This window comes from Kitasatospora sp. NBC_00039 (genome assembly GCF_045160625.1).
GTDB lineage: Bacteria > Actinomycetota > Actinomycetes > Streptomycetales > Streptomycetaceae > Kitasatospora.
Map to the genome: position 1 here is coordinate 590,973 of NZ_CP108289.1, position 15,736 is coordinate 606,708.

A 15,736-nucleotide genomic window follows, 5' to 3' on the forward strand; every position below is an offset into this window, starting at 1 on the left:
GCCGCGGGGCGACGGCCGCCCGCTCCGCAACCCCCCGGGCCGGGGCGCCCCTAGTCCGTCCGCGCCGGGGCCGCGCCGGCCTCGGGCAGCATGGGCCCGAACGCGGCCCGGACGTCGGCCATGGTGCGGCCGGCCTCGTCGAGCGCCTGCGGGAGGTGGTGCGCGACAGCCTCGACCAGCCCCCGGATGTGGTCACGGTCGACATGCCGCGTGAGGGTGAAGCGCAGACCCGACTTCTTCAGTGGGACGACGGGGAAGGAGGACTGGTTCACGTAGAACCCCTCGTCGAGCATCCGCCGCACCATGGCGTAGCTCACCTCCGGTTCACCGAGGCCGACGAAGTAGATCGGCGTCCGGGGGTCGGAGACGACGGGCAGGCCGGCGGCGGCCAGCAGCTCGTTGCAGTAGTCCCGGCGCTGCGCCAGGTCCGCCTGGACGGCCTCGATCCGGGCGGAGAGATGGATCCGCGCGGAGGCGATCGCCGCCCCGAGCATCGGGGGCGGCAACGGGTGGGAGTACATCAGTGGCCCCCCGTTGATCCGGACCTTCTCGAAGGCCTGCTCGGTGGGAAACACGGCCACGCCGCCGATGGTCCCGAACCCCTTGGCGAGCGTTGTGACCAGCACCACGCGCTCGCCGAGGCGCCGGCCGAGCTTCTCGAAGACGTAGCCCGCGCCGTGCCGCCCGTACCAGCTCATGCCGTGCGCGTCGTCCACGTAGAGGTGCAGCGAGGGGTACGCCGCCATCAGCCGGACGAGGTCCTCGACCGGCGCGACATCACCGAACATCGAGTACACGCCGTCGATCAGGTACCAGACCCTCTCGCCGGTGGCCTCCGCGCGCCGCAGCCGCCGCTCCAGCGCGCCCAGGTCGCCGTGCCGCACCATCGCGAGCTCGACCCCCTGCTGCCGCACGAGTTGGGCGGCCGTCTGGACGCTGAAGTGGACCTGCTGGTCCAGCACGGCGATGTCGCCGGCCCCGAGCAGGGCCGGCAGCACGGAGATGTGGCACAGCGACGTCGAGGAGTACACGAGCACGGGGTGACCGGCGTACATCTCCCGCAGCAGCTCTTCGAGTTCGAGGTTCAGTCCGGACGCCACGTACGACCGCGAGACCGAGAACTGGACGCCGAAGCGCTTGATCGCGTCGACGGCGCCACGCTGGATGCGCTCGTCCTGTTCGAGGGAGAGGTAGCCACAGGTACCGAAGTTGACCAGATCCCTGCCCCCGATCCGCAGGTGGGTGCCCGGTGGCGCGTCCAGCCCGGTCGTCAGATGGCTGGTGCCCTGCTTCATCGCCTCGGCGATCAGCCTCTCGGCGGTGTCGGCGGACGTCTGGTACGGCACGGTGGCCACGGCGGATTCCCCTCAGCCCATAAGTCGGTCGGACTATGGGATGAACGGTGCGCGCACGCAGAAGTTACGGGGAGCCGGGAAAAGCCGGCGGCGCGCCCCTCCCGCGCGTCCCCGGCAGCGGGGACGCCCTCGGGCGCGGAACCGCCAGACCCTCAACCGCCCATGCCCCCGGGGGCCGGGCGGCGGCCGGAGCCCTCGAAGGGACCCGGCCGAGCCCGCCGCCGCCGGAGCTTGTCAGACAAGCCCCAGGTCCTGGCCGACTGCCGTGCCCCGCCGCGTAAAGGATCCCGGCAGTCCGACCGGGTAGTCCTGGAGCGTGATGTTCTCGGCGGCCTTGCGGGCGATCTTGGCGGCCATGTTCTTGCCCGGCAGGTAGGGCATGACCTTGTAGTAGCGGTTGAGCACGGAGGCCATCAGGCGGCTGTCCGGGACCATGAGCTTGGCGACGCCGTCACCCATCTTCTGGCAGCCGGTCGCGTAGGCGCGCACCTGCTCCTGGTAGCGGGCGTAGGCGACGCGGTGGTCGCCGTCGGCGGCGGCCAGTTCCCCGGCGAGGACGTACGCGCCGACCAGGGCGAGCCCCGAGCCCATGCCGGACAGGGAGGAGGGGCAGTAGGCGGCGTCGCCGACCAGGGCGACCCGGCCACGCGTCCAGGCGTCCATGTGCACCTGCCCGACGGAGTCGAAGTAGAAGTCGGGCGCGTACCGCATGTCGTGCAGCAGCCGGTCGCTCTGCCAGCCGCTGCCGGTGAAGTGCTCGGCGAGGACGGCCTGCTGGCGCACCACGTCCCGGCGGTCCAGCCCCAGCTGCGGCGAGCCGAAGTAGAAGACGGCCTTGGCCTCGGCGTTGTCGCGCGCGCTGTACATCGCGACGAGCTTGCCGGCGGTGCGGTAGGCGTGCCCGGTGTGGTCGAGGCCGAGGTGGTTGTCGGTGGTGAAGATCGCGCAGTAGACGCCGAGGTGCCTGACGAACTCCTCCTCGGGGCCGAAGGCCAGGCGGCGGGTGTTGGAGTGCAGCCCGTCGGCGCCGATCACCAGGTCGAACCTGCGGGGGGCGGCACGCTCGAAGGTGACGGTCACACCGTCGGCGTCCTCGGTGAGCGAGGTGACGGAGTCTCCGAAGAGGTACTCGGTGTGGTCCTTGGTGGCGTCGTACAGGATGCGCGCGAGGTCTCCGCGGAGGATCTCGAGATCCCCGGCGAACAGGTCGGCGGGCAGCTTGGCCTGCGGCTTTCCGGCGCTGTTGACGTAGGACATCGAGCCCGTGCCGGTACGGGCGCTCTCGAGCTCGGCCAGGATGCCCATCCGGCGCAGGATCGACAGGTGCGCCTCGCCGCGGAAGTCGACGGCGTAGCCGCCGTCGCGCAGCGCGGGAGCGCGCTCCACGATGACGGGGTTGAAGCCGTGGCGGTGGAGCCAGTAGGCGAGGACGGGGCCGGCGACGGAGGCGCCGGAGATCAGTACGTTGCGGTTCTTCATGGTGGTGAGCCTGCCCGGGGGTGCTCACCGCGGGCTCACCGCCGGCTCACCGCCTCCACGACGGGCTCGGGAAGGCCGAGCAGGCGCAGCAGCGCGGGGGCGTCGTGGCCCACCTCGGCCGCGGACTCGGCGGCCGTACGGTAGCGCGTCCGGGCCGTGGCGTGGTCACCGCGCAGTTCGGCGATGCGGGCGAGCCCTGCGAGCGCGCGCACCCGGTTGCCGAGGGCCTTGATCCAGTGCGGGTCGATCCGTTCCAGCGCCTCGGAATAGAGCCGTTCCGCCGCGGTCAGGTCGCCGTCGGACAGGGCGAGGTCGGCCTGCCCCCGCAGGGCGGCCGCGAGGCCGTCGGCGCTGCCGGCGCCGACGGCCAGCTCCGCGGCGCGCGCGTAGTCGGCTCCGGCCGCGGTACGGTCGTCGGCGGCGAACTGGTCACCCCGGTTGACGAGCAGGTCGGCGGCGTCCTCCAGGGCGCCGAGCTGTTCGGTCAGGGCGATGGCCCGATCGGTCAGCGCGACCGCCTCCACCCGGTCGCCGCGCCCGGACGCCACTCCGGCGAGCATGTCCAGGGCCAAGGCGGCTCCCCAGCGGTCGCCGAGCACACCGAACTCGTCGACGGCCAGCCCGAAGGCGTGCTCGGCCCCCGGGGTGTCGCCCGCACCGAGGAAGCCGAATCCGGACACGTACCGGGCCACCGCCCGTGCCCACGGCTCGGGGCAGTCACACTGGGCCGAGACCAGCTCGAACGCGCTCTGCCGCTCCTCGGCCTGGGCCTGGCCGGCGCTCCGCATCATCCACACCAGCAGCGCGACCGGATACCGGCCCGCCCGCTCACCCGGCCAGGCCGCGGCCAGCGCCTCCTCGGCCGTGGCACGGTGCCGCTGCCAGAGCGGCCGCCCGGCGCTGCCGGACGCCGCGAGCAGCACGCACACCGCGTACTCCTCACCGCACCCCGAGGGGGGCCGGTCACCGATCTGCTGCAGCAGCGCGGCGGCGTGCGGCGCCGCCGACGTCGAGGCGCCCCGGATCCACAGGTAGGCCGAGGCCGAGGCCAGCAGCTCCAGGGCCGTCTCCGCCTCCTGCGCCGCGACGGCCCAGCGCACCGCCGCCAGGAGGTCGTCGTGCACGGCGGAGACGGCCGGCAGCCACTCCAGCTGCTCGGCCGTCCGCAGGTACGGGTCGGCGGTCCGGACCAGCTGCCGGACGTACCGGGCGTGGGCGCGGCCGGTCACGTCCTGCTCACCCGCCGCCGCCAGCTGTTCGGCGGCGAAGGTGCGGATCGTCTCCAGCATCCGGTACCGGCCGCGGCCGGCCTGCAGGAAGGACTTGTCCGCCAGCGACTCCAGCGTCTCGCCGTCGGCGTCGCACACCTGCGCCGCCGCCTGGGCCGACGCTCCGCCCGCGAAGACCGCGAACCGCCGGGCGGCCCGCCGCTCGGGTTCGGAGAGCAGCTCCCAACCCCAGGCGACCACCGAGCGCAGGGTCCGGTGGCGCTGGTCGGCCGTACGGGCGCCGCGCGCGGCGATCCCGAGCAGGTCGTCCAGGCGTCCCGCGAGGTCGGCGACCTCCAGCGTGCGCAGCCGGGCCGCGGTCAGTTCGATGGCCAGCGGCAGGCCGTCCAACGCCGTGCAGATCCTCCGCAGGAGAGCGGGATCGGCGGCGAAGCCGCGCCGCACGGCGGCGGCCCGGTCGGTGAACAGCCGTATCGCCGCGTCCTCGTCGAGCGGCCCGACGTACTGCAGGCTCTCGCCGATGATGCCGAGCGGCTCACGGCTGGTGGCCAGGACCCGCAGCCGCGGGCAGGTCGCCAGCAGCCGCGCCACCAGCGTCGCGGTCTCCTCGACCAGGTGCTCGCAGTTGTCCAGGACGAGCAGGAGGACCCGGTCCGACAGCGCCGTGATCAGGCGGTCGACCGGTGCCCGCGCGCCGTCCAGGTGGAGCCCGCTCTCGCGCAGGCCGAGTGCGCCCAGCAGCAGCTGCGGCAGCGCGGCGCCGTCGCGCAGCGGGGCCAGCTCGACGAAGCACACCTCGTCGGCGACGCCGCCGGCGAGTTCGACGGAGAGCCTGGTCTTCCCCACACCGCCGGGGCCGACCAGGGTGACCAGCCGGGCCACCCGCAGCAGCTCCGCGGTCTCGTTCACCTCGTCGGCGCGGCCCACGAAGGAGGTGAGCTGCGCCGGTGGCGCGGCCGGCGCCGGCGCCCGATCGGTGCTCAGCAACTCCCGGTGGAGGGCTGCCAGTTCGGCCGAGGGGTCGGCGCCGAGCTCCTCGGCCAGGTGGAGTCTGGTCTCCTCGAACACCACCAGTGCCTCGGCCTGGCCGCCCTCGGCGAACAGGGCGCGCATCAGCAGCGCCGCCAGGTGCTCACGGAGCGGGTGGCGGCCGACGAGTTCGCGCAGTTCCGGTACGGCCGCGCGGTGCTCGCCGAGACGGAGCTCCCCCTCGAACCGGTCCTCCAGCGCTGCGAGCCGCAGCTCATCCAGCCGTGCCGCCGCCGCCCGGGCCGTCTCGCGCTCGGCGACCTCGTCCAGCGCGGGACCTCGCCACAGCCCGAGCGCCTCCCGCAGCAGCGCGACGGCCTGTTCGGCGTCGCCGTCCCGCAGAGCGGCACGGCCCTCGCCGGCGAGCCTCTCGAACCGGCAGGCGTCCACGGCGTCCGGCTCGACCACGATCCGGTAGCCCGCCCCTGCGCGCTCGATCGCGGCCGTCTGTCCCAGGGCCGTCCGCAACCGGGACACCTGGGACTGCACCGCGTGCGCCGACAACTCGGCGACCGGGTCGACCTCCTCGGCCAGCCGGTCGGCGGAGACCACCTCGCCGGGGCGGACCAACAGCAGTGCCAGCAGTGCCCGTCGGGCCGGCCCGCCGAGCGGGACCTCGGCCCCGTCGTCGCGCCACGCCTTGGTCTCGCCGAGGATTCCGAACCGCATGCGGGTGATTATCCACCAGAGATGATCACGCCGGGACGATGGGGCCGAGGTAGGTGCCGCCCGAGACGTCGACCGTCTGACCGGTCACCCAACGCCCCTGCGGGCCCGCCAGGAAGCCCACGACGTCGGCGACGTCCTCCGGCTCGCCGAGCCGGCCCAGCGCGGTGATCGACTCCAGGCCCGCGACCACCGCGGGAATCCCGGTGTACGCCGCGGTCATGTCGGTCCGCACCGCACCGGGCGCGACCGTGTTGACCGTGATCCCCCGCCGGCCCAGCTCGTTGGCGAGCGAGGGGCCCATCGACTCCAGCGCCGCCTTGGTGACGGTGTACCCGATCTGCGTGGAGACGGCGAACCGGCTGGCCGTCGACCCCATGTTGATGATCCGCCCGCCGTCGTTCAACAGCGCCAGCGCCCTCTGGATCACGAAGAACGGCGTGCTCACGTTGACCGCCAGCAGCCGCGTGAACTCCTCCTCGGTGACCTGCCCGATCGAACTGCCGGAGCTGATGCCCGCGTTGTTGACCAGGATGTCCAGGCCGTCCGCACCGTGCTCCGCCAGCCCCGCGGTCAGCCCCTCGAACAGCCGGTCCACCGCGCCGCTCTCCCCGAACCGGGCCTGCACGGCGAACGCCCGGCCACCCGCGGCCTCGATCCGCGCCACGGTCTCCTTGGCGGCAGCCTCGTTGCCGCCGAAGTGCACCGCGACCAGCGCGCCCTCGGCGGCAAGCCGCAGCGCGACCGCCCGCCCGATCCCGCGCGATCCGCCCGTCACCAGCGCCGCCTTGCCGGTCAGCTCACCCATGATCATGCTCCCTCGGTCGTGGCCGGCCCCTCGGCGGTTCCGGCGATGAACCGAAGACTGCCGACGACCGCTCACCGCACCCTCACCGCCCGCTCACCGCCGCGAACACCTGCGCGGGCCGGGCTCCCGGCCCGCCATGGAGCAGGTCCGGCCGGATCGGAGGAGCATCTATTGCGGAGGCGACCACGGCGCGCCGAGCCGCCGGTGGGGCGGCACACGGAGTGGTCGGCCGGGTGCGAGGAGGAAGGCCATGATCGTCGACTGCGCGCACTACCGTGACGGGCGCCGGCAGCACGAGGGCCCCATGCAGCTGGAGGAGGCGGCCGCGCGCTGCGCACTGGGCGGATTCGTCTGGCTGGGCATGTTCGAGCCGGGCCCCGAAGAACTGGCCAGGGTCCGCGAGAGCTTCGGGCTGCACGAGCTCGCCGTCGAGGACGCCCAGGCCTTCCACCTGCGACCGAAGGCCGAGCAGTACGAGGACGGCACCGAGCTGATCATCCTGCGGACCGCGCGCTACGACGACGAACGCGAGGAGATCGACACCGGCGAGATCAGCATCTTCCTGGCCGAACACTTCGTGATCACCGTCCGCCAGGGCATCGCCAGCGAGCTGGCCGGTGCCCGCGGCCGGCTCGAACGCAGCCCCGAACTGCTGCGCACCGGCAGCGCCTCGACACTGTGGGCGATCCTCGACCAGGTGGTCGACAGCTACGCACCCGTCGTCACCGAACTCGAGCGCGACATCGAGCAGATCGAGGCCACCGTGTTCTCCGGCGCGGTCGCCCCGACCGAGCGGATCTACTTCCTGCGCCGCGAGGCCACCGACTTCTACCGTGCCGTCCACCCCCTTCTCGCCGTGCTCGCCAGGCGGCTCCGGGGCGGCAGGTCGGCGGCCGGACTGCTGCCGTACTTCCGCGACGTGCACGACCACCTCCTGCTGGTCAACGAGGAGGTCGCCGCCCAACGCGACCTGCTGACCACCGTCCTGGAGGCGAACATCGCGGTGATCTCCGTCGAGCAGAACAGGATCAACCTCCGGCAGAGCGCCACGATGGAGCGGCTCACGATCATCGCGACCGTGTTCCTCCCGCTGTCCTTCGTGGTCGGCTTCTTCGGGCAGAACTTCGGCTGGCTGGTCGAGCACATCGACAGCCTGGCGGCGTTCATCGCCCTCAGCGTCGTCGGCCTGCTGCTGCCGTGCCTGCTGCTGTACGTCTGGCTGCACCGGCGCCGCGCCCACCCGGCCACGTCGACGCCGGAGGTGAACAACGGCGTCCGTCCCACGCCGCGATCCCCCACCGAGTGAGGACGTCCCGCCCCGGCGGCGGCGACGCGTCACCGCCGGCATCCGGGCGCAACGCGTCGGTGCGCGGCTGTTCCCCGGCGTTCCGACGTGCCGTAGCGTGGCCGGGTGAACACGAACTCGTCGGCCCGGTACGACGCGGTGATCGTCGGTGGTGGGCACAACGGACTGGTGGCGGCGGCCTACCTCGCGCGGGCCGGGCAACGGGTCCTGGTGCTGGAGCGGCTGCCCGAGGTGGGCGGGGCGGCGGTGTCGGCCCAGGTGTTCGCGGGGGTGGACGCCCGGCTGTCGCGCTACTCGTACCTGGTGAGCCTGCTGCCGCGGAAGGTGATCCGGGAGCTGGGGCTGCGGCTGGACCTGCGCCGGCGCCGGATCGCCTCGTACACCCCCGCCGTCCGGGACGGGAAGCCCACCGGACTGCTGGTGGACGCCGCCGACCCGGGCCGGACGCGGGACTCGTTCCGGGCACTGACCGGCTCGGAGCGCGAGTGGAGCGCCTGGCAGCGCTTCTACGGGATGACCGGGCAGGTCGCCCGGCGGGTGTTCCCTACGCTCACCGAGCCGCTGCCCTCACGCGCCGGGCTGCGCCGGCTGGTCGCGGACGACGCCGCCTGGGAGGCGCTGTTCGAACGGCCGCTGGGCGAGACGATCGAACGGACCTTCGCCGACGACCTGGTGCGCGGAGTGGTGCTCACGGACGCCCTGATCGGTACCTTCACCCATGCCCACGACCCCTCGCTGCGGCAGAACCGCTGCTTCCTCTACCACGTGATCGGCAACGGGACGGGCGACTGGGACGTCCCGGTCGGCGGGATGGGCGCGGTGACGGGCGCGCTGGCCGGGGCGGCGCTGGCTGCCGGGGCGAAGATCCGGACCGGCTGCGAGGTCACCGCCATCGCCACCGACGGCGTCGGCGAGGCCGAGGTGACCTACCGTCATCAGGGCGGAGAGGCGACGGCGGCGGGCAGCCGGGTCCTGGTGAACGCCGCCCCGGCGACGCTGGCACGGCTGCTGGGCGAGGAGCCCGGGCCCGCACCGGAGGGCGCCCAGCTGAAGGTCAACATGGTGCTGCGCCGGCTGCCTCGGCTGAGGGACGCCGCCACGGATCCGCGTGACGCCTTCGCAGGGACCTTCCACATCGCCGAGTCCTACGGGCAGTTGGAGACGGCCTACGCCGAGGCGGAGGCGGGCCGGATACCCTCGGCGCCGCCGTCGGAGATCTACTGCCACACACTCACCGACCCGTCGATCCTGGGGCCGGAGGCAGTCCGACAGGGGTTCCAGACACTGACGTTGTTCGGCCTGCACATGCCCGCACGGCTGTTCACCGACCCGGCGGCCAAGGAGAGCGCGCTGGCGTCGAGCCTGGCGCAGCTGGACGAGGTGCTGGCCGAGCCGATCGCCGACTGCCTGGCACCGGACGCCGCCGGGCTGCCCTGCGTGGAGGCCAGGACGCCGCCGGACCTGGAGCGGGAGATCGGCTTGCCGGGCGGTCACATCTTCCATCAGGACCTCTCGTTCCCGTTCGCGACCGGGGATCCGGGAGGGGCCGCGGCCCGCTGGGGCGTGGCGACGGCGCACCCGAACGTGCTGCTGTGCGGCGCGGGGGCGGTCCGCGGCGGCGGCGTCAGCGGCATCCCCGGGCACAACGCGGCGCAGGCCGTCCTGGAGGACCTCACCCGGTAGCCGCCGTCGTGGAGGGCGGGTGGTCGGGCGTGGGCCCGGCGGGGCACGGGCCGGTCAGGTGTGGCGCCGGGGCGTCAGGGCGCCGCCCCGCGGGGGTACGGCCTCCGGCGACCGCGGCGGTACGGCCTCTGGTGCGACCGGCCGACGGCAGCCACAATGCGGGCATGCGCAAACGGCTCCTGGGCGGCCTGGTCGTGGTCGCGGCGGCGTCCGGGTGCGGCGGAAGCGCGCCGGCCGCGGCGCCCAGCGCGGCCGTCACTACGCAGACGCAGACGCAGACGCAGCCGCAGCCGTCGAACAGCCCGCTGGCGGACTGCGTCACGAGCATCACGCCGTGGCTGCAGACGTACCTCGACGGTGGCTCGGACCTCGGCGACTACCAGGAGATGGGCCTCTCCAGCGCTCAGGGCGGCGCACTCCGCGACCTCCAGCGCCAGGCCGCCGCACTCAGGGCGCAGGGGCCGCTGCCGTCCGGCTGGGTGGCCCCGGCGGTCGGGCAGGCCTGCGCCTCGATCCTGGCGGCCCGGGCCGCCGTCACCTCGAAGCCGACGGGCTGGCCGTGAGTCCTGTCCGGCCCCAGACCTCCGGCCGTGTTCCTCCCCCGCGCGCCGGTCCGCCCGGACTCCCCGCCGCACCCACCTCCCCCACCGCTGGCTGCGTGCCGCACCGGCAGGCGGGCGATCGCGACCTGCCGGTGCGGGCTCACCGCCGACAGGCACCGGGCCGCCCCACGCCGGACCAGCAGCCCTGCGCGGGCGGTCAGGCCGTCACCTTGGCGATGAAGGCGGCGACGTTCGACACCGTGCGCCGAATCTTCTCCTCCAGGGTGAGCGACTCGTGCAGCCGGGAGCCGGCGCCCGCGTCCTTGCTCCCTCGCACGTACATCGAGCAGGCCAGGTCACTGCACATGTACGCGCCCACCGAGTTGCCCTGGCGACCGGCCGGTCCGGCCTTCGGCGCGACCATGAGGGAGACCCCGCCGGTGTGGGTGGTGACGCACAGGGAGCAGATGCTGCGCCGGGCCTGCCATGCGGCAGCGGCCGGGCTGCGCAGTACGAGCCCCTGCGGACGGCCGTCGAGCTCGGTGACGAGGTAGGCGCGGTCCGGGGCCTGCTGGTCCCGCCAGCCGAGGAAGTCCAGGTCGCCCCAGGGCTGTTCGGCCAGGTCACGGGGGAGGTTCAGGCGCTTCGCCTCGCCCTTGCTGCAGTTCAGGAAGGAGTTGCGGATGTCTTGTTCGGTCAGCTGCCTCATGACACGGAAGGCTAATTTGCCTAAACCCTTTAGGCAAATGAATAGAAGATGATGCCGGGCAGGCGGAGGACCACGGCCCGGACGGAACCCCGGTCGCAGCCGACCGCACCGGGATGCGCACCCGCACCCCGGGGGCGGCCCCTGACGACCGGCCGGCGTCAGCAGGCGACGACCACGTCCACGACCGAGGTGGGCGGGGGCGTGCCGAAGTCCGTCAGCGAGAACGAGGCCCGGACCGTCGAGCCGCAGGGGACGACGGCGCTCGGACCGCTGAGGTAGGCGGATCCGGAACCGAGGAAGGCGGAGTCGCTCTCCGTACCGAGCGACGCGCCGTCGACGACGCTCGCGGACAGCTTGTAGATGTAGCTCCGACCGGGCCCGGCGATCAGCTGCGTGCTGGTGCCCTGGACGCGGACGGACGGCCCGTCGACCGTCACGCAGACGGTGTTCAGCCGGTTGATCATCCGCACCGACGGGCCGCAGGTCGTCGTCGCAGTGGAGGCGACTGCGGCAGGGGCGGCCGCCGGGGCTGCGGCTGCCGCCGGGGCGGCCGCGACCGGCAGGCCGAGGGCGGCCAGGGCGGCAAGGACGGGGACGGTTCGGTTCACGGGTCTTCTCCTGAGAGTCGGCAAGGCATGCCGTGTGGGGCCGACACCTGTAAGCAATGTGATATGTCACATCTGACATCGATGCTCCCATGGCGGCGGAGCCGTCAGGACGCATTCGGGCGACCATCGACGGAACGGTCCGTAAACTATCCCCTCGTGACCGAAACCGACCGCAGGCCCGCCCGTCGGGGCTCCTCCCGGCGGCGCCGGTTCACAGGAGCGCCGGCTCAGGACAGGTTCAGGGGGGAGCGCCGGCCCAGGACAGCAGTGCGGCGGCCCTCGTCAGCAGGTCCTTGTTGCGCAGGGTGAGGTCACGCCGGGTCAGGCGGTGCACCTCGTCCGCCTGCACGCCGAAGTCCTCCAGCGCGAGCCCGGCGCTGCGGCCGGCCCGGGTGGCGCGCCGCAGTGCGACGCGGAACCCGGCACCGCGCGGCAGCGGACCGAGCAGCTCGGGCAGCCACACGCCCAGCAGGTCGTACGTCCACACGTTGGCGCCGCCGGCCCCGGTGAACTCGGACGTCCCGAGGATGCTCCCGAGCCCGTTGTCCTGGAAGCCGGCGGCGAAGATGTCGGCGGCCGAGTAGGTCAGGGCGTCGATGATCAGGACCTTCGGGCCCGGGTAGTGCGGCAGCCCGGCGGTGATCGCCTCCGGGTCACTGAGCGGGAACGCCTGCGAGTACGGTTCGCCGGTCTCCACGGCGGTGCGGATCGAGCTCGTCCAGTCCCGGAAGCCCGGGTTGGACCGTGCCAGCGCGAGTGCCGCCCGCGTGGTCGGCAGTGAGAAGCGGACCGGGGCGACGGGGTGCCCGCTCAGGACTCTCAGGGCGGCCTCGGCGGCCAGGATGTTGCCGCCCGGGTTGCCGCGGATGTCCACGATCAGCCCTTCCTTGGGGGCCTTCGCGGCGATCTCCGCGACCTGCTCGGCGAAGAGCCGTGCGCTCGCCACGTTGAACGAGAAGATCCGCAGGTGGCCGTACGGACCACTGCGGCCCGGTGCGAGCCGGTAGGCCAGGACGCCGCCGGGGCCACGTGCGGGCGAGCGCGGTGCCCGGTACGGGGTGAACAGCGCACGTTTGAGGTGGCGGGTGGCCTCGTTGCCGGCGTCGATGCCGAGGTGCGGCGTGAGCGTCGGGACGGGGTCCTGCGCCCGCCCGGCGTGCCACTCGGCGGCGCGCACACACCACTGGATCCTGGTCTCCCGCGGGCGGCCGTCGGGCGTGCGGTAGGACAGCAGCACCCGGCGCTCGTCGGGCGGGGGGCTGGTCCGCAGCGGGCGCAGCGTCAGCGACTCCAGCCCGCGCGCCAGCCGCGCGTCGGGGCTGCAGCCCACCTGTGCGGTCACGCTGCGCTCGATCGCGCGCTCGATCTCGACCCCGTTCCAGAACTCCAGCTCGACTCCGGCGCCGAAGTCCGCGTGGTCGAGCGACCGGTCGATCTTCGAGACGATGTAATGCGGCGTCCCGTCCTGGTCGACGTAGCGCTCGACGAGGAAACCCAGCGTGGCCACGTGCCCGCGGTACGGGTCGGGGAGCTGGTAGACGGTGTGCAGGTCGCGCAGGTCCCGGAAGACGGCTGCGAGCTCGGAGTGGAACTGCGGTTCGCTGAGTGAGGGCACGCGGCGTTCCAGCAGGCGCAGGCGCTGGACCGGGTCGGCGGCGTACCTCGCCCGCTTGAGCGGCAGGTGGACGTAGAGCTCCTCGACGAGGACGCGGGCGGCGGCCACCAGCTGGTAGCGGGCCGCGACCGGCAGCGGGTCCGCGGCGGCCTGCTCCATGAACTCGTCGAGCCCGGTCGACCCCGGCAGGGGCCGCGGCGGCTCCGTGATCCTCGGGCTCATGTGTAGTAGGCCTTGAGGCGCTCGAGCTGGGGCACCCTGCTGCGTGCCACGGCGGCGAAGTAGGCCGCGTCGTGGGTCAGCGCGGCCGGGCCCGGGACGACCAGGTCCGGCGGGATGTCATCGGTGGCCGCGAAAGCCCCCAGATCGCCCTCCGGCATGTCGCCGAACAGCGCGAGCGGCGCACCGGGGCCGTCGGGCGGCCCTCCCCAGGCCGCCAGCGCGATCTGCGCACCGCGCCAGGCGCCCACCGGGTCGTGGCGGACCTTCGCCAGCGCCTGCTTGACGCCTCGCCAGTCCAGCGTGGCGTCGGCCCGGCCCGGCTGGCGCACCGCCACGCTGCGCCCGGGCCCGGCTTCCGGGATCGTGTTGGTGCCCCTCGCCCCGGCGGCCGTCATCAGTGCCGACGTTCCGTAACACGGCCGGCCGCGCACCAGCACCAGCAGCACGTGGCGCTCGACCGCGTCGATGAGGTTGCGGTACACGTCCCCGGCCGGGTCGTGACCTTGGAGCACGAGCAGGTCCGCGGCGCTGCCGCGCTCCAGGCGCCCCACCTGCGGTCCCCAGGCGGTCGCCAGGGCGTCGCCGGGGTTGGCGGTGACCATGTCGCAGAGGTCCCGGTCGTCGAAGTGGCGGCCGAACTCGTGGCTGTTGAGGGCGTCGGCGACCTTCAGTTCGCCGAGCACGTGCTTGGTCCCCGACGGCGACCAGTCGGACCCCAGCGCGATCCGCAGCCCCTTCCCCGCAGCGTCGACCACATCCGTCGTCTCGTGGTAGAGCCAGTAGTTGGAGAACGGCGACCAGACGACGGTGCCCCGCTCGGCGGCGTCGATCGCGGCCACACAGTCGCGCCACCTCGTGAACTCGGCGGAGGTCAGCGCGGTGCCGTGCACACCGATCAGCCCGGGCTTCAGGCAGGTTTCGAGGTCCGCGAACTCGCGGTGGACGACCGATTGCGGGCTCACCGGGTCCACCTCCTCGACGCGCCGGCCCTCCGCGACGTGGTAGATCAGCAGACGGGTCCCGTCGAGCTTCGGCGCCCGGTCCTGGCGCAGCACGTCGGCGTCGAGCTGGAGCGCCGAGGTCAGCACCAGGTCACGCCCCGCCGGCAGCTTCTCGTTGTCGATGATCCGCAGCAGCCAGCCGTCGACCGGGCGGGTCGAGTGGGGCGGCCCTTGGATGGACGTGGTCCCGCCGATCAGCGCCTTGACCTCGACGTACTTGATCAGCGCCTCGGGCGCGGCCTGGCCGAGCACCCTCGCGGGCCAGGTGACCGTCGTCGAGTAGTCGGGCGGATGCTTCTCGTCGACCCAGCGGTCGTGGTGCAGGTACGGGACGCCGACGGCCTCCCACAGCGGGAGGGTGTTGTAGCCGAGGTGGTTGTGGAGGTCGACCAGCCCCGGGAGGATCAGGGCGCCCGTGTCGATCCGCGGTGCGTCGGCGAAGCCCGCGGGCGGGTCCGCCCCGGCCGGCTGTACCGCGTCCAGGCGGCCGTCGTCGCCGACGTACACGGCGCCGGGGTCGAGGATCCGATGGTCGCCGTCGAAGGTGACCACGGTGCCGAGCAGCACGAGTGCCATCAGCCCGGCGCCTTCCAGACCAGCGTGTGCCCGTCGTCCGGCGCGGGACGGTTGACGGAGTTCTGGACCCCGCCCGGCGTGGCGCGCACCCAGGCGTCGTCACCGAGGAACGCCGGTGCGCCGAAGGGCAGGTCACGTCGGGGGATCGGGCTGTAGTCCGACTCCTCGAAGGCGGCGCCGTAGTTGGGCCCGGTGTTGTCCCCGTCGTCGTCCGGCCCGACCACCGGGCGCAGCGTCGTGACCGCCTCGCGCCAGGCATCCAGCAACGCCACCGGGTCATGACTCGACGGGTGGGGCACCTTCGCCAGCGTGGCCTGGGGCCGGTCGCTCCAGAGCCGCACCGCCTCCTGGGCCATGAACCCCATGGCGACGACGGCCTGCAGGTCCGTGCCCACCGCCCGGCCGAAGACCTCGTTGCGCCACTGCGCCTGCGCGGGGTCGGCGAGCCGCTCCTTCATCGCCAGGGCCTGTGCGGGGTGGACGGCGTACGCCCAGGCGTTGAGGCAGACGTAGGAGCGGGTCAGCCCCAGCTTGGCGAGGAAGCCCTGTACCCGCTGGCCGGCGTTGCCGACGAGGCTGCGCCCCGCGATCCGTTCGGTCGGTCCGGGGTCCGAGGCCACGATCAGCACGCGGGCCGAACCGTCGAGCCGGCCGCGGTAGAAGATCGGCCCCCAGTCGGACCAGAACGCTTCGGCGACGGGCGGGTCGGGCACCTGGGCGAGCAACCTCGCGAACTCGGTCGTCGGTCCGCGGTCGAACTCCGGCATCGGTCAGCACCTCCTCACCGGTCGGATCGCGTGCCCCGCCCGCCGGCGCCCTCCCTGACGCCCCCGTGACTTCCGCGGCGGCGCGGACGGCCGCGGACGGCACGGGGTCCGGCGCCACGGCCCGTCGGGGCTCGGGTGGTT

At 73.4% G+C, this 15,736-nt stretch carries 12 protein-coding genes; 3 read left to right on the forward strand and 9 right to left on the reverse strand.

All coding sequences use genetic code 11. The features are described 5' to 3' along the window. Window positions 1-50: 50 nt before the first annotated feature. The 4 genes from OG286_RS03010 to OG286_RS03025 form a co-directional block, all read right to left on the reverse strand. Complete coding sequence (locus tag OG286_RS03010; protein WP_405364699.1) at window positions 51-1,355, reverse strand: aminotransferase class I/II-fold pyridoxal phosphate-dependent enzyme; 1,305 nt, start codon at window positions 1,353-1,355, stop codon at window positions 51-53. Window positions 1,356-1,589: 234 nt separating this feature from the next. Next, window positions 1,590-2,834, reverse strand: a complete 1,245-nt coding sequence (locus OG286_RS03015; RefSeq protein WP_405364701.1) for an FAD-dependent monooxygenase — start codon at window positions 2,832-2,834, stop codon at window positions 1,590-1,592. Window positions 2,835-2,869: 35 nt separating this feature from the next. Continuing rightward, window positions 2,870-5,761, reverse strand: coding sequence for a BTAD domain-containing putative transcriptional regulator (locus OG286_RS03020; RefSeq protein WP_405364703.1), 2,892 nt, complete (start codon window positions 5,759-5,761; stop codon window positions 2,870-2,872). Between the two features lie 25 nt (window positions 5,762-5,786). Then, window positions 5,787-6,566 (reverse strand): SDR family oxidoreductase, encoded by a 780-nt coding sequence (locus OG286_RS03025; RefSeq protein ID WP_405364705.1) that lies wholly within the window; start codon window positions 6,564-6,566, stop codon window positions 5,787-5,789. 250 nt (window positions 6,567-6,816) lie between these two features. On the opposite strand from OG286_RS03025, the gene OG286_RS03030 reads away from it, so the two are divergent. The 3 genes from OG286_RS03030 (at window position 6,817) to OG286_RS03040 (ending at window position 10,118) form a co-directional block, all read left to right on the forward strand. Further along, window positions 6,817-7,872: a magnesium and cobalt transport protein CorA gene (locus OG286_RS03030; protein ID WP_396326106.1), complete on the forward strand. Its 1,056-nt coding sequence runs from the start codon at window positions 6,817-6,819 to the stop codon at window positions 7,870-7,872. 105 nt (window positions 7,873-7,977) lie between these two features. Continuing rightward, window positions 7,978-9,555: a phytoene desaturase family protein gene (locus OG286_RS03035; protein ID WP_396326105.1), complete on the forward strand. Its 1,578-nt coding sequence runs from the start codon at window positions 7,978-7,980 to the stop codon at window positions 9,553-9,555. A 164-nt stretch (window positions 9,556-9,719) separates the two neighbouring features. Next, on the forward strand, window positions 9,720-10,118 hold the full coding sequence (locus tag OG286_RS03040) for a hypothetical protein (RefSeq protein WP_405363249.1): 399 nt from the start codon (window positions 9,720-9,722) through the stop codon (window positions 10,116-10,118). Window positions 10,119-10,314: 196 nt separating this feature from the next. Here the strand turns inward: OG286_RS03040 and OG286_RS03045 are convergent, their stop codons facing one another. The 5 genes from OG286_RS03045 to OG286_RS03065 all read right to left on the reverse strand — a co-directional run bounded on the left by OG286_RS03045 (window position 10,315) and on the right by OG286_RS03065 (window position 15,595). After that, window positions 10,315-10,806 carry an FBP domain-containing protein gene (locus OG286_RS03045; RefSeq protein ID WP_396326103.1) on the reverse strand — a complete coding sequence of 164 codons (492 nt, stop codon included), beginning with the start codon at window positions 10,804-10,806 and terminating at the stop codon, window positions 10,315-10,317. A gap of 158 nt (window positions 10,807-10,964) precedes the next feature. Then, on the reverse strand, window positions 10,965-11,414 hold the full coding sequence (locus tag OG286_RS03050) for a hypothetical protein (RefSeq protein WP_396326102.1): 450 nt from the start codon (window positions 11,412-11,414) through the stop codon (window positions 10,965-10,967). 238 nt (window positions 11,415-11,652) lie between these two features. Then, a complete protein-coding gene (locus OG286_RS03055) occupies window positions 11,653-13,251 on the reverse strand; it encodes a S41 family peptidase (protein WP_405363246.1) in 1,599 nt (532 codons plus the stop codon). Next, entirely contained in the window at window positions 13,248-14,828 is a 1,581-nt protein-coding gene (locus OG286_RS03060; RefSeq protein ID WP_396326100.1) for an amidohydrolase family protein, read from the reverse strand. Before OG286_RS03060 ends, OG286_RS03055 begins: the two co-directional genes overlap by 4 nt. After that, a complete protein-coding gene (locus OG286_RS03065) occupies window positions 14,828-15,595 on the reverse strand; it encodes a hypothetical protein (protein WP_396326099.1) in 768 nt (255 codons plus the stop codon). The genes OG286_RS03060 and OG286_RS03065 overlap by 1 nt, the downstream gene beginning before the upstream one ends. Window positions 15,596-15,736: the final 141 nt, after the last annotated feature.